Origin of the sequence: Butyrivibrio fibrisolvens (genome assembly GCF_037113525.1) — a bacterium.
GTDB lineage: Bacteria > Bacillota > Clostridia > Lachnospirales > Lachnospiraceae > Butyrivibrio > Butyrivibrio fibrisolvens.
In genome coordinates, this window is sequence record NZ_CP146963.1 from 2987570 (window position 1) to 3003353 (window position 15784).

The following is a 15784-nucleotide window of genomic DNA, read 5'->3' on the forward strand; positions in this document are numbered from 1 at the left end:
CATTAGCTCTCCTCTTCATCACTTGTCATTGAAAGAAGAGGTTCTTCTGTCTTGCTATAGTTCTCTGTAAACTTGTCATAGGTATCATCTTCATAAAACTCTACTGTGGTGTCGTATACAACATTTCCGATGACCATACTGCCATCAAGAGGAAGGACTTCCATCAGGTCCATATCCGCAAGCCAGCAGTTAAGGTTCATTGTTCCTGAATTGTAGTAATATTCAAGGAAGGCCTGGTTGTTATCCTTACAGCTGTCAACGCTGGTGTTCTTATTTTTATCACGAAGCTTTATGATATTAAATCCAAGATTTGTTCTGAGTGTTACATTGGGTGATGTTGCAGATGGCGCCTTACAATTGGGATCGTTAACAACAAAGTGAACCCAGTAATCGTCTACGTTATTAACCGTAAGGCTGCTACCTGTGCCACTTGGCTCCTGCATTGCTACAACAAGTGACATCTTATTGTTTGTTTCGTTATTTACATAAATGTAATCAAGAAGATTTCTGTCAGAATAGTCGGAGTAATAGTCGGGATAATAGCAGATAAAAATGTTTCTTGGATAAGGTGTACCGTTTGATGTCTGAGTGTAGGTTCCGCCTGCATAGGTCATAACTGAAGACGGCGTATCTTTATCTGCATCTGCAGGATAATAATATTTGATATTAGCCGTTACGGTTGATGAAGGCATGCCACCAATAAGTGTTCCGTTATCTTCTACCGTTATGTTTATCTCTCTTCTGACCTGCTTTTTTAACTCTTCATCAGAAATAGTACTGTCATTAAGAAGCACGCGGATAGCCTCGTAAGCATCCTCATCGTCATCCTCATTCATAAGGAACATATAATCGACATTTTCATCATAGATAGCTGCCGTACTATATTCAAAAGCATTGTAGTTATAGGAAGAAGCATCTCTTGCTGCGGAAGATGACTCATCTCCCATATAGTGGCTGGCATCATATCTGACTATGACATCATATTTTTTGTTAGTATCTGAAGACACTACAAAATCATCTATGGCAAATTCATAGATGTTACTCTCACTTCCTATGAAATTTCCGGCTTCATCATAGTAATTACCAAGAGGCTTGCATGAAGTAAACTGAGACCTTGGAACTATAAAAGAAGATAGAGACGGATCATTAAACATAAGAGCTATATCTTCTATGGAATAGTTCCAGCTTCCCTCAAAGATAGTCTGGGACAGGCTTTCATACTCTTCCAGCTCGCCCGCTCTTGAGTTTAATTTCTGCGTGATAACAAAGCCCCTCATAAGAGGAACTGCCAGAATTGCAAGTATAATAACAGCTATAATAACTTCTATAAGGGAAAAACCATTGCTGTCATCACGGAGACAATTTCTGTTATCACCCATATCCCAACCTCATGCTACGAGTAGAACGAGTAGCTAATGGTTCGAATTGGTTTTACCAATTCGCAGAGTTGATCTCTGATCAACTCCCAACCTCATGCTACGATTAACTTCCTTACTGTCCACCTGAAACATTGGTTACATCACCAAACACGTTGTCTGTTCCATGATTGATAAGACCCGGATTCGGAACTACATATTCTTTATCAGTTCCTTCAAGATAGAAGTAATCGATAGTCATATCACCTGAAAGACGCCCCGTGGATGAGTCATAACTTACATTAAGCTCTGATATGTTCTTAAAATCCTCATGCTTCACGATATTCAGGATTATCTGTTTAAGTCCGTCGTAAGTGGTATCAAAAGTCATTACTTCAACAGAATCATAGAACATAAGAGTCGAAACATCAGGTATTGTCCCGTCTGGTTCATACTGATACTGAGCTATAAGACCTGTTACGTCTGCACCTGCATTAGCCAGCTCATCTTCTCTTTCAGGTACAATGATGTCCATGGCTACAGGCTCTGTGAGAGCTGCTTCATAGACATAAGTCGGTGTAAGGATATTAGCAAGAGTCTCTGTGTACAGGATCTTATCTGCGGTTGTTACAAGTGAAGGATAACCTGCCATTATTCTATTTGTATCAATAATGTACTTATCAGTATCCTTGATATATGTATCCTTATTAGCAGAAACTGTAGTCAGCATCTGAACCTGAGTCCGCAGTGTTGCGTTCTCAGAATCAAGAGCTTCTGTCTTTTTATTCAGTCCTTGAAAACCATAGTAATATGTAAGTCCCGCTACTACGACACCGCCGAAGATCATTAATAAGGCTTTATCTCTATCAGATATCTTAAATTCCATGCGATCCTCCTCTTTAGTTCAATAACGAACTGAGAGTATTGTCCTTTATCTACACTGTTTTTCTATCTTTTAATCAGTACTTGTTTCATCTGCTGCAGACTCTTCTGTGCCTCCATCAGCAGACTCTTCTAGCTCTTCATCTGTAGAGCCGTCGCCTGCATCTTCTTCTCCTAAATCTTCATCAGTTGCTCCACTACCCGAAACACTTGATCCCTCTGCTGATGTATCTTCAGAAGAAAAGACTACATCGCCATCTTCCGCAGCTTCTACAGATTCAGTTTCTTCAGTATTATCAATTTCTCCTTCTTCACCCTCAACATCTTCTTCGCTCTTTTCAGCATATACGCCAACAAGTGTGAAGGTTACGAGGCCGTCTCCTGCATCTGTGGTTTCATCCGTAAGATTTTCTATCGTTACATATTCAAGAGACTTGAATGTACAGAACTGCTGGTATACATCTGCAGCTTCTTCTTTGGTACTTACTGACATTGTGATGGATATGCTGTCGTTATCACTGTTGATCGTTGATACCAGAACATCTGCCGGCATCTTCTCTTCCATCTCTTCGAGGAACTCAACTATATGAGCTACCGGCTCATCTTTTTGCGAATAGGCATCATTCACAAATTCATAAGCCTGTTTTGACAAAGTATACTTTTGATATATAGGAATGATGCTTACAACAGACTGAAGTTGCGATCTCAAGGTCTTGTTGGTGTTACTTGCATCAAGGTATGGTGGAAGGGACATAGCCAGCATAACTACTGATGCTCCAACGCAGCCTATAAATACAAGTCTTCCGATCGATACTATGTCTGTTCCGGCGTTCTTAACCTTCTTTTCCTTGATAAGAAAATCTACAGGCTTAATAGTTGCGCCGATACATCCAATGTATTCGCCGAAGATTCCTGACTTGAATACCTTTCCAAGCTGTATTCCTTCAAGACTTCTTATCTGCTGGGCAGGAACATCGAGGGTATTGGTTATAAGTTCGTCCATTCCCTGAATGGTTCCGCCGATACCTGTAAGGAGTACTCTGTCTATCTTCTGGCCTTTGGTTCTTGAATAGTAAAGATCGAGAACTGTGGAAAGGCCACTTACAAGATTCTCAAACGAGAAGGTAACGTGCTCGCGAATTTCCAAAAGCTGAGGACTGACATCTTCTTCCTCGTCTTCTATAACAGCTACGCCTGAACCTGCGCTTCCATCCATGCTCATAGCGCCAGCACTACTATAGGAACCGCTATCAGCTGTGCCACTTCCAAACGCTACACTGTTACCACTATCAGTGCCGCTACCTCCAAATGCATCACCGCTACCATCAGCGCCACTTCCAAATGCATCACTGCTGCCGCTGTCAGCTCCACTACTTCCAAATGCATCACTGCCATCAGGAGAGATTCCACTACCGTCGCTCTCTGACCCATCTCCGTTAAATCCGAAGAAATCCATGCCCTGGCCAAAGCCATCTATGTTCTGGCCAGCACCATCCTGACTATCAGAATCACCACCTTCACCTGCAGCCTGCGCCTGAGCCTCGGCCAATGCCTTGGCCTTTTCTTCAGCCTTAGCCTTACGATATGCCTCCATATCAAAGGCCGGATTTACGCACTTAACCGTTCTGAGGTAGCTAATAGCCTCAGAATGGGATGTATTATCAGAATAGATATGACTATAGATGATAGTATCAACCGCTTCCTCGATACCATATGGAACGGTTCTTGTAAGCGACTGAACACCATCCTTCATTACAGTTACGATAGTGCTCTTTTCATCTATCTTGATAACGATCTGACTTCCAACGCCGCATTCTTTTTTGACAGCCTGATACAAGGAGTTACCATCATAGTCGATCGCTTCAAGTTCAAGTCCTGCTTCTTTTGCAAATTCCCTGTAGCTTTCCAAAAGCTCATTAGGAACTGCAAGCGCATTGATCCTTATCGCCTTGCCGCCATCTTCATTCTGAAGGTGCTCCAGTATTGAATACGAAATGTTGTACTCTGTGATATCTACAGGGAAATAATCTGTAGCATTTGCAAGTACATAATCTCTTATCTGGTTTTCCTTAAGATAAGGAATCTCCACTTCCCTTGAAGCAATCCTGTTTGAAGAAATTGAGAAGATCGCTTTTTTGGCCTTAAAGCCTTTGCTCTTGATCATCTTCTTAAGAGCATCAGCAAAATGCTCATAGCCATAAAGCATTCCTTCATCAAGAACGCCTTCAGGTGTGGATATCATAAGGCTCTTGTAAACCTTAGGATTCCTGACCTTATAATCCATTTCAACTATTTCTGTTAATGTGGTTCCGATCTCGATACTTAGGACTTTAGCCATCCTGTTTATCCTCCGGATTTGTAAGGTTGATCTGGTCTAAAACTTGATCACATTATCGTTCCAAAATACCAATTGATGATCTTTTCGCCCACAAGGACCGCTGTCATCACGCCGCCTGCAAGATATGGTCCAAGAGCAAGCACATGGCCTTTTCCACTTATCTTCATACGGATAAGATGTATGATGCTTCCATAAATGCATCCCAGGAAAAAAGCCAGTATATTAAGTTTCCATCCTATGAGCAGTCCCGTGGCTGCCATAAGCTTTATATCTCCGCCGCCGATCCATCTTCCTTTGGAGATCACATACAATATCAAAAGAAAACCTGCTACAGCGGCAAATCCTATAATGTATTCTAAAAAGTGTCTCAGATCGAATAACATTCTGATCACTCCAAGGATTCCAATAGCTATGTTCAGCCCCGGCGGAATTATCATGGTCCTGAAATCGATCACTGATATTGCAACAAGTATTGATGATGCAAGGCACAGCAGAATGGTATCTATACTGATTCCATATACGATTCCTACAAGTACATAAAGTATTCCGTTTAGAGCTTCAATAAGTGGGTATTGTGCTGATATTTTCTGACCACATTTTCTGCACTTTCCCCCGTATATAACCCAAGATACTATAGGTATCAGATCGAACCACCGAAGCTGATACCCACAGCTTGTGCAATGCGAACGTATTTTGACAAAGTCTTCATGCTTGGGAAGTCTGTATATCAAAACATTTACAAAGCTTCCAATAACTATGCCATATATGAACAATAAAACGTAAAATACTACAGGCAGATCATGCATGGCTACTCCTTATTGTTCTTTTGGGTTCTTTATCGTTCTTTATCGTTCTTTATCGTTCTTTATCGTTCTTTATCGTTCTTTTTGGTTCTTTATCGTTCTTTTTTGTTATTTTCTATCTTTTCTAATTGCCTATTTTTTTATTTTTGTAAAATAGTTCCTCAGTTCACTGATAGGTACAGGCTTTGCATAGTGGAATCCCTGTATATATTCAAAACCATGAATGATACTGTAATCATTCTGTGCATCTGACTCTACACCTTCTACTAAAGTCATGATGCCGCTGTTTTTCAAAGTCTCGATCATATTTGAAACAATACCGTCCATACGCTCATCTTCGATCGACTGATACAAAAGAGTCTTATCGAACTTGATAGTCCTAAACGGAAGGTCGATAACTCTTGCCATAGCAGAATAACCTGTACCAAAGTCATCAAGATAAAATGAAATACCCTGTTCACGCAGCTTGTACATATTTTTCTTAAGCTTGTTATTATCATCTGCTACTGCACTCTCAGTAAGCTCAAGACGGATCTTTTTAGGATCTACGCCGTACTTTTTGATAATGCCAAGTACTTCTTCTGAAAGTCCGGGTAATGTAAACTCCTTGGCTGAACAGTTAACACTGATACATTCAAAGTCGTATTCTTTTTCCAGCTTTTGAAGTTCCATGCATACCTTCTCCAACATAACAAGAGTAAGTGCATGTATGCAGTTAGTTTCTTCAGCGATAGGAATAAAAAGACCGGGACTTACCATTTCTCCATTTATCTTTAATCTCATCAGGGCTTCTGCTGTTCTAAAAGACTGTGATTCAACTTCGAAGATTGGCTGTGCATAGCACACAACTCTTTCATCATCAGGATCTTTTCTAAATCTTATATCAAGAAGCTCCTGCTCTATCCTGTATCTTTCTTGGAATTTCTTGTTATCTTCCAAAGTAGCCCTGTATCTGAAGTTATCAAGCGGATTAACATGCTTTTTGGATAGCATGTTTACCATCTCTCTTGCCATAGCGATAGTCTTGATCTCCTTGAAGCAAGGCATATCGATCATTATTATCGTCGCAAGATTGTCGATATCCTTAATGGTCTTTTCAGCTATATCGCCAAGCTCATCAAGTGCTTTTTCATTTTCTTCAGTCTGGGGTGCTTCATAGATAAAGGTAAAAGTTCCCGCACTTTGTTTGTAAATATAGAGATTGGGATATTTATCTTCTGCCAGCCTGCAATATGACACGATTGCTTCAAAAGCATCTGCCATCTCGGGAGTTGGCTTGGAGAAATCCAGTCTGTTAAATGAAGGAATTATCAAATAGCCTATATAGAACGGCTTTTTCAAAAATATATTGTCTTCAAAACGGCTCTCCAACGAGTAGGCATTTTGTAGACCAAGTATCTCATCGTATGGGTTGGAATGGAACAAAATAAAGAATACAGCCAGTGGAATAACATATGTCATGGCCAGTATTATGTGAGAAGTATTAGTCCTTTGAAGTATAAGAAGAAGTACACACAAAGGATACACTGTGAATATGATAGTTCTTACAACCTTCGGCATATCTTTGGTAACAGTAAGGGCGAATACTAAGGAAAAGGTACTGCTTACAAGGCCGCAATGATTCATCTTGATTATAAATGCGCTTATGTCTGCCAGCTCTCCGCCGGTATAAGAAATCATATTTCCGCTAAAGAGCGACGTAATACAATAGAGGTCCATAAGGGCAACAAATGCCATGCAAAAAATTCTGTACCAGCTTTCCTTACTCCTGTTCCTGTAAGGAAGAGTACACAAATACATTGAAACGTCAAATAGTATAAGTGAGTAGATAATGATGTATGAAAGCATGCATATTCGCAGCATTCCTAATTTTTCATAAGTCATATCCGATGCAATATAAGCAATTGCAATCGAAATAGCGGGAGCTATTATGCTAAAAAGCATTCCGAAGAAAACATACACATAGCTTGTTGTTCTCCTTGGTTTTGTCCCGTTCATAAAAACAAAGAAGATCAAAGATACTATTAAAAATGCAACTTCTACATCAATATTGTATGCCTCATATCCGATTACATTAGACAACACTATTCACCTCTTAAGAAAACCTAAAATGTGATATCTTGCTTAAATATATCGGCATAAATTGTATAAAACTCAATAGTTTTAATTAAATTTCGATGAAATACCCCAAATTATAATGATTTATATAAAAAAAGTATACACTAAATATGCTTTAGTGTATACTTTTGGACTTTATATCGATATGTTCCTGCTGTTAGTAATTCACATCCCCGGCAACGTATATGCCCTGATTTGCATAATAGTCATTGAGACTATCCCTGCACGTTTCGATGCCGCTGTTAATATGGTGAATTCCTATAGATGCAACAAAAAGATTGCGGATCGTGAATATCAGAAGTGTTACTGTAAGGATCATGATTATACGCATTACAAGTCTGTAGGTTCTTCTTGGTATAAGTACATTTCTCATAATCTAATACCCCTCTTTTGGGAGATCTTATTGCCATCTGCAACAAGATCCAGGCAAACATATGTTTCAGGAAAATCTTTTTATCACTGAAGAAAGGACACCTTGAATGATGATCTTATCGGGTATTATGTCGTCGTATCCTCTCTGAGTATTCTCAGGATGTAGTACCAGTCTTTTAAGACCGGCATCATATTTAAGTCTCTTAAGAGTATTCTCTCCATCTTCATTAAGTGCTACTACTATGTCTCCCTGTCTTGCGGTCTCCGTCTTCCTGATAACAAGGAGGTCACCGGAATCTATGCCGGCATCTTCCATCGAATCTCCAACAGCGTGAAGTATGAATAGTTCTCCGCTTCCAAAAAGTGCTGTCGGAAGCTGTACGTAGCTATCTATGTCACTGCTCTCAGTCTCAGGTGCTCCGCACATGATACCGTCCTGCATAAGGGGAGCTGCGGTCATATTCTCATCCATCTTCATGGTTGAGTCTGTGCTGATACGACCTTCACTATAATCAAGCATTCCCTCTTTGTTCATGGCAACCAGGTATCTGTAGGCCGTGCTCTTATCTATCGAAAGTCCTCTTCCAATTTCTGCAGTGGAAGGATCACGCATATTGTCTTTATGGAATTTTATGATGAATTCTTTGATCTTCTCTTTTAGTTCAGGACTCTTGGATCTCATATCCTTGTCTCCTGTATTCGAGTAATATTGGCGGCTTCCTGCGCTTTTGATGTCAGGTCATTTTTAAAATTCTATCTGCAACGACCCGTTGCTGATAGAATAATAATAACATATTTCCTTATAATGTCAACATTTTCTTTTAGTATTGAGTTAATATGGGACAACACGTATAATGGTTCTTGCTTAAGTTTCCGAAAGGATTACAGTATTGAATCATAGATTAAGTACTAAGCATGTAGTGACCCGCATACTCCTTTCGATCACATCACAGAAAACATAGGGGTTTTAAAATGAATAACACAATGCAGAATCAAAAAGATAATTCCAGATCACTGATCGCACCGGCTTCTTTTTACCTCCATGTAATGGCTATCGCCCTTCCGATCATGATCCAGAACGGAATCACCAACGTTGTCGGTATGCTTGATAACCTTATGGTTGGTCAGCTCAATACTGAAGCCATGTCAGGAGTTTCCATCGTCAACCAGCTCCTGTTCGTATTTTATCTGTGTATTTTTGGCGGACTTGCCGGAATCGGAATTTTCAGCGCCCAGTTCTGGGGCAAAAAAGATTTTAAGGGAATGCAGTATACAGTTCGTGCCAAGATGATACTTGCACTTCTACTTACTGCAGTAGGACTCTTCGTTTTATATGTGTTCAGATCTGAACTTATCGGAATGTTCCTTCACGAAGGCGGAGATACAGGCGATCTGGAACTTACAATGAAGTTTGCCATATCTTATCTTTTTGTTATGTATATAGGCCTTCTTCCAATGGCTATCACTAACGTATATGCATCAACTTTAAGAGAGACCGGTCAGACTGTTCTTCCTATGTGCGCCGGTATCATAGCTGTATTTGTAAATCTTATCGGCAACTATATCCTTATTTATGGTAAATTCGGAGCACCGGCACTTGGCGTTACAGGTGCTGCTCTTGCTACAGTCATTTCAAGATTTGTCGAGATGTTCATAGTAGTTACCTGGACTCATACGAATCCTGATAAGAACCCTTATATCAAGGGATGCTACAAGAGCATACATATCCCGAGAGACCTTGTTTTCAATTTCATCAAAAAAGGAGCGCCTCTTCTTGCCAACGAAGCGCTCTGGTCCATGGGTATGACAATGCTGGTTCAGTGCTACTCTGTAAGAGGTCTTGAATCCATAGCAGCATTTAACATCAACAATTCTCTTTCCAATGTTTTTAATATAGTTTTTATAGCAATGGGAAGTGCTACATCGATACTCCTTGGTCAGGAGCTGGGTGCAGGAAGACTCTCTGGTGCAAAGCTTTATGCCCTGCGACTTACTCTTTTTTCAGTAATACTTAGTTCCATATCAGGATTGATGCTCTTTATAATAGCACCGGTATTCCCTGATCTTTACAACACTAGTGATCAGATCAAGCACATAGCCCTTGGACTTTTACGAGTTAATTCAATATGCATGCCACTTTATGCATTTACCAACTCAGCGTACTTTACTATCAGATCCGGTGGAAAGACCTTTATCACTTTCCTTTTTGACAGCTGCTTTTGCTGGATAGTGTCTTTCCCGGTTGCATTTGTACTTTCAAGATACACAAACCTTCCACTTGTATGGATGTTCCTTACAGTTCAGTCCATGGATCTTATCAAATCCGTGATAGGCTTTATAATCGTTATTCGCGGCAAGTGGATACACGACCTGACGTCCTACGCAGGCAGTTAAAATATTAAACTATAGTACGCATGGATGCATTTCTATGTCTAAAAAACGTCCCATACCACCTGATATATGGTATGAGACGTTTTCTTTTTATGTGATCCTATTAATCTTCTCTTTAGGAAGAAGCTTTAAGAGCAGATTTTCAAGCTTCCTCGAATCTACAGGCTTTGACATATAAGCCGCAAAGCCTTCGCTAAGATACATCTTCTCTGCGCTTGGCGTTGCATTTGCAGTAAGTGCAACCACCGGCGTAGAATAGCTCATTGCCATATAGTTATTCTTGAGAAGGTGGAGAGTCTGTATTCCATCAGGCTCCGGCATCATATGATCCATGAAAATAACATCATACTTATTAGTCCGTGCCTTTTCATAAGCTTCATCTCCGCCACCTGCAGTATCTATCTGTATCCTGGTCTCTTTTAACAAACCTATGAATACTTCTATGTTCATCCTGTTATCATCAACAACAAGAACTCTTGCTTCAGGTGCCTGGAACAGTTCTTTATAAGATACATTCTTCTGAGTGTACTTTCTGATCGCTTCTTCAAGGCCTCCTATAGGCTCTTCATTTATAACCTTCTGAGGAATAGTTATGGTGAATTCAGATCCCTTGCCATATTCACTTTCAACTTTGATATCACCTTCCATGGCATCAACCAGTTTTTTGGTGATGGACAGACCAAGACCTGTTCCTTCTATATGGCGGTTCTCTTTTTCATCAACTCTGTTATAAGAACTAAAGATCTCTCCGATATCCTCAGGCTTAATTCCGATTCCGGTATCTCTTACTGTGATGCGCAGATAAAATACTCCGTTCACATACTCTTTATCTGCAATAAAAGTTACTGTCCCCCTGCTTGTATACTTAACTGCATTAGTAAGAATGTTGGTGATTATCTGCATCATCCTTACTGGATCACCATACAAAACAGAAGGAAGTTCAGGGCTTACATTAGTCACAAATTCAAGTCCGTCCTGTCTTGCTCTGGAAACAAGCAGGGTTACGCAGTCTACAAGAAGAGGTGCCAGATTGTATTCCCTGATCTCAAGATCGATCTTTTCTTTTTCTGACTTCTCAACATCAAGCATGTCATTTATAAGTGACATGAGCATTCTTACAGCATTTCTTATACTGCCGGCATATGACTTGATATCGTTATTTTCTGTCTCCCTTTCGATAAGCTCAGCCATTCCGGATATGGTATTAACAGGAGTTCTTATCCTGTGCGACATAAGTGACAGAAACTCTGTCTTTCTTTCACCTGCTGCCTCTGCGATTATCTTCTGGCTATGAGTCTTGACCATGCCAAGAACAGCTTCGGCAACAGCCGAAACTAGAAGGACAAGCATTCCAAGAACATAGACCAGTGATGATACTGCTTTTATGTCTGAATACAGTCTTATAAGCTCGCATACCATTATCGCCATGAATATGATAAGACCTATCGATACCGCTTTATAATCTTTGGTCCTGCGACTTACCAGATCAACGATCGACACTATAAGAACCAGCATCAGTGCCGAAAGGATCATGGCAAATGTAAATCGCAGCGTCCCTGCAAAATAAGCAATGTTGCAATAATGGAGAATCGAAGCAACAACTGCATAAACGATACATATTCCAATCGTAATTCTGTAAATGAATTTGTATCTTCCTGAATGAAGACAGTCAGCAAAAAGCAGGAACGGAACAGGTGCAAATACCAGGATCTGGCATGCACACTCGAAAAGCCCTTTAAGGTCTGCTGTTTCGTACTGCATAAAGGTATTACTTGTAGGCGTGGAACCAAGTCGCCAGATACAGATACACAATATTCCAAGAGCAAGATACAAAACTGTAGATGGTCTCTTTGTGGCAAACACAAAATACGATGAAATGATAATAGTGATTATGGATACTGATCCCAAAACCAGTGTTATCATGGAAGCGCTCATGGTGTTATAAGCATAATATCCCCATATTCCGCCCTGAGATCCTATAAGAACTTCACCAAGCCATCCTTTGAACATTGACTCGGATTCAACTTCTATCCTAACTATCTTGCCTCCGTCATTTACATAGAGCTTTGCAAAAACATGAGCCGAAGGACTTGTTCTTGAACCATATCCCGACTCTCCGGGGCGCAGTGAGTACAAGGCTCTTAGCTCTTCACCAATATAGATCCTGACTATTGCCGTATAACCTGTAATTGCAATCCATGAACCTTCTTTGATCCCAATAGGAAGCTTATTATAGATAGTGATCCTTCCATCTTCCGTATCTACCCTTGTTGGAAAAGACTCAAGATCAGCTACTGTTCCATCTTCATAGATCTGTTTCCAGCCATCATCAAAAATCTCATACTCGTATTCATCTTCACCAAAGTCATTAAATCTGCTTTTCTGACCAAACCCAAGCATGATAAATACAGATACGACAGCTATCAGGCATCCTATCATGATAATCTGATAAATATTCGGTTTTTTTACGGGTTTACAATTCGGACTAAACATCTTCAAACCTCAATATTATCACTGATCGCTTCTATGATCTTTGAACTATCTGCTGCTGCAAGTCCTTTTTTAATAAGCTTTATGCGCTTTTTGTCTGCATCAGGAAGCTTATATCCTGATAATTCACCAAGAATTCCCTCAATGCTGTCATAATCAAGACTCTTAGCACACTCTTCAATTGCTGAATATGCATCTGAAAGCTCTTCGCTTGTTATTAGTGGCAGGTCTTCATCAATACTTGCAGAATCCTCATCTTCTTCAAAGAATTCTCTAACCTTTCCAAATGCATCCTTATACTCTTCAAGAAGTCCCGGAACCTTATCAAAGAATTCTTCCTCTTTGCCCTCGTCGCCGCACTGCTCAAGATATGCTGCGTGATCTGAAAGTTCCTGCATACCTATGACTCTTGCATTTGATTTAAGGGCATGAACCTTTATAACTCCATTATGAAGATCCCTGTCATCGATGATCCTTTGAAGTGTACTGATATTATCTTCTGCTGTATCTGCAAACGTCTTAACTGCATTTATAAACAGTTCTTTACTTCCACAATTCTTTATTCCATTATCAGTATTAATTCCTTCTATCTGTTTTATCTGTCTAAACAAAGAGCCGTACTGGCTTTCATCCTCGCCTGCGTCTTCCTCAGGAATTTCTGCTGCTCTGTCTTCAAAATAAGTCCACAGCATTCTTTCCAGGTCGAAAGTCTTAACAGGTTTTGAAAGATAATTGTCAAAGCCCATGCTCTGATATTCTTTTTTTGCACCTTCATATTCATTAGCTGTTAGGGCTATGATGATAACCTTTTTCTTTGCCTTATCATAATGCTTTCGTATCATACGCATGGCCTTTTCGCCGCTCATGACGGGCATTCTGTGATCCATGAATATGATGTCGAAATCCTCTTTTTTAGAGATCTCTATAGCTTCTTCACCGGAGATTGAGGTTGTGATATCTGCTCCTGTTCTCTTTAAAAGGCCCTCTATTACAGAAAGGTTCATGGTGGAATCATCAACGCACAAAACTTTCAGATTATCAGAATAATATCTTCCTTTTTCATTAAGGATGCTAAGATCCGGTTCAACAGGCTTTGTTTTCCAGCTTGCAATTTCTTTTTCATTAGCAAGTTTCTGGATCAGGTCAAAAGAAAATTCAGAGCCTTTTCCAACTCTTGATCTAACATTGAGTTTACTTCCAACAAGCTCAAGAAGTCTGTTGATAACAACCAGGGTCATTCCGCCCTGACCGTCTTTTTCTCCTGTATTTTCAAATGGATCGAAAAGTTTTCCAATGTCAGAAGGGCTTATTCCAACACCCGTATCCGTAACTACTATTGAGAACATAACAAGTTCATGCCCTGTATCATCAGTCCGGCCCAGATTTTCAATATAGGCGCCAAGTGTAACTTTTCCCTTTTCCGTATAAGTTATGGCATTATTAAGGATTTCTCCAATCATCTTGCAGATCTTTTCATTATCACCTATAAGGAGCCTTCCCTCGATACCATGCTGCTTAAGTTCCATGGTAAGATCCTTTTTTTCCGCCATGGGTTCGAAGATCTTATACAAAGATGTGATGGCTATCTCTGCATCATAGGTTTCTTCTATAACGTTGACCTTACCTGATTCAAGTCTTGAATAGTCAAGGATCTCATTGATGAGTCTAAGAAGTGCCTTACCATAATCTCTTATCTTCCTGGCATATGTTGTTATTGTGTCTTCTTTGGATTCTCGCAGTATAAGTTCATCCATTCCAAGGATGGAATTAACGGGTGTTCTGATCTCGTGTGACATGCTGGCAATAAACTGCGACTTGGCAGAGGACACCTCTTCTGCAACTATTCTGTCTCTTCTATCGAGAACATATGACATGATCATGTCTACAACTGCACAGACCATGATCAGGATCATTCCGAAATTTACTATTGGAGTTGCCGGCTGATCCGGATTGATCACATAAAAAATTCCCGCGATCATACTTGAAAAGGCAAACGCAATATATCCAAAGCATGTAATGCGATTTTCCGTTAATCGTCCTTTAAATATATCTATGAAAATAGTAATGATCATATATATGGTGGATGTTACTGATATGCCGACAAGATACGGCATGCTGGATGGAAAGGTAATAACCCCTTCGTCATTGAACCAGGTGGTAAAAAAAGATCCTGCTCCGACGATAATTGCAAATAAAAGATTGGATCTGTGATATCTCTTGTTTTGAATACAGTCAAGACTATATAGAAATGGTATTGGAATCATGGAAAAGAGCATATATCCGGCTTCAGATGCCACGCTGATATTAAAGAAAACAAGCTGTCTTAAATGGGATATCAGTACTTCCCATGAAGAAAACAATAATACACCCACTCCAAGGAATACGTATCTTCGTCCGTTCTTATTATAGATACTAACGATAACAAGCACGCCCAAACCGGCAATAGCTATGATCATAACGATAATGGGAAGCACAAAACCGGAATAATCCTTTATGGCATAGTAATACCATATTCCCATCTGATTGCCTACAACCACTTCATTGATGGTATATGAATATATCTCATTATCAGAAGCACCAACGATCCTTACAGGCTTTCCCCGGTCTTCATTACTAAGCTGGACAAAAAGATAGAAGCTCGGTACAGAAGGCCTTCCATACTCTTCAAAGGTTCGATAATAACTCTTTCTTAGCTCTCCATTAATATAGACATACATATTCTGGCGGGTACTTCTTACGGACAGCCAGGAATGTTCATTTATTGTGAAAGGGAGTGTTCTTTCGATCGTGTACTGTTTTCTGCCGGTCTGTGAAGCTTTACCCGGAACTTCAACAGGAATCCTTTCTCCATTACCAAGGATCTCTTCCCAGCCTTCAGACAGCACACTATAATAAAGCTCTTTTTTTACGTACTCACTGGCACGAAGGAAATTCCCTGAAAAGAGCTTTATTACTACAAATAGTAGCAGTAGATAGCATAAAATTAGTTCAAACTTGGTTTTAGCCTCTCGTATCATATCGAGAAATATATCGGC

The 15784-nt window shown here is 40.0% G+C and carries 10 protein-coding genes; 1 reads left to right on the forward strand and 9 read right to left on the reverse strand.

The features are described 5' to 3' along the window. Positions 1–2: 2 nt before the first annotated feature. The 7 genes from WAA20_RS12455 to WAA20_RS12485 all read right to left on the reverse strand — a co-directional run bounded on the left by WAA20_RS12455 (position 3) and on the right by WAA20_RS12485 (position 8550). Positions 3–1379: a prepilin-type N-terminal cleavage/methylation domain-containing protein gene (locus WAA20_RS12455; RefSeq protein ID WP_073390036.1), complete on the reverse strand. Its 1377-nt coding sequence runs from the start codon at positions 1377–1379 to the stop codon at positions 3–5. Positions 1380–1491: 112 nt separating this feature from the next. Further along, positions 1492–2241: a hypothetical protein gene (locus WAA20_RS12460; RefSeq protein WP_073390034.1), complete on the reverse strand. Its 750-nt coding sequence runs from the start codon at positions 2239–2241 to the stop codon at positions 1492–1494. 69 nt (positions 2242–2310) lie between these two features. Continuing rightward, complete coding sequence (gene pilM / locus WAA20_RS12465) at positions 2311–4575, reverse strand: pilus assembly protein PilM (protein WP_073390033.1); 2265 nt, start codon at positions 4573–4575, stop codon at positions 2311–2313. 47 nt (positions 4576–4622) lie between these two features. After that, a complete protein-coding gene (locus WAA20_RS12470; RefSeq protein ID WP_073390031.1) occupies positions 4623–5381 on the reverse strand; it encodes an A24 family peptidase in 759 nt (252 codons plus the stop codon). A 129-nt stretch (positions 5382–5510) separates the two neighbouring features. Beyond that, complete coding sequence (locus WAA20_RS12475; protein WP_073390030.1) at positions 5511–7460, reverse strand: EAL domain-containing protein; 1950 nt, start codon at positions 7458–7460, stop codon at positions 5511–5513. 193 nt (positions 7461–7653) lie between these two features. Beyond that, entirely contained in the window at positions 7654–7869 is a 216-nt protein-coding gene (locus tag WAA20_RS12480; protein ID WP_073390028.1) for a hypothetical protein, read from the reverse strand. A gap of 66 nt (positions 7870–7935) precedes the next feature. Then, positions 7936–8550 (reverse strand): S24 family peptidase, encoded by a 615-nt coding sequence (locus tag WAA20_RS12485; RefSeq protein ID WP_073390027.1) that lies wholly within the window; start codon positions 8548–8550, stop codon positions 7936–7938. A 290-nt stretch (positions 8551–8840) separates the two neighbouring features. Between WAA20_RS12485 and WAA20_RS12490 the strand changes: the two genes are divergently transcribed. Next, complete coding sequence (locus WAA20_RS12490) at positions 8841–10262, forward strand: MATE family efflux transporter (RefSeq protein ID WP_242951231.1); 1422 nt, start codon at positions 8841–8843, stop codon at positions 10260–10262. An 87-nt stretch (positions 10263–10349) separates the two neighbouring features. On the opposite strand, the gene WAA20_RS12495 is transcribed toward WAA20_RS12490, so the two are convergent. Then, positions 10350–12698, reverse strand: a complete 2349-nt coding sequence (locus WAA20_RS12495) for an ATP-binding protein (protein ID WP_338801138.1) — start codon at positions 12696–12698, stop codon at positions 10350–10352. 56 nt (positions 12699–12754) lie between these two features. After that, complete coding sequence (locus tag WAA20_RS12500; protein WP_081373972.1) at positions 12755–15766, reverse strand: response regulator; 3012 nt, start codon at positions 15764–15766, stop codon at positions 12755–12757. Positions 15767–15784: the final 18 nt, after the last annotated feature.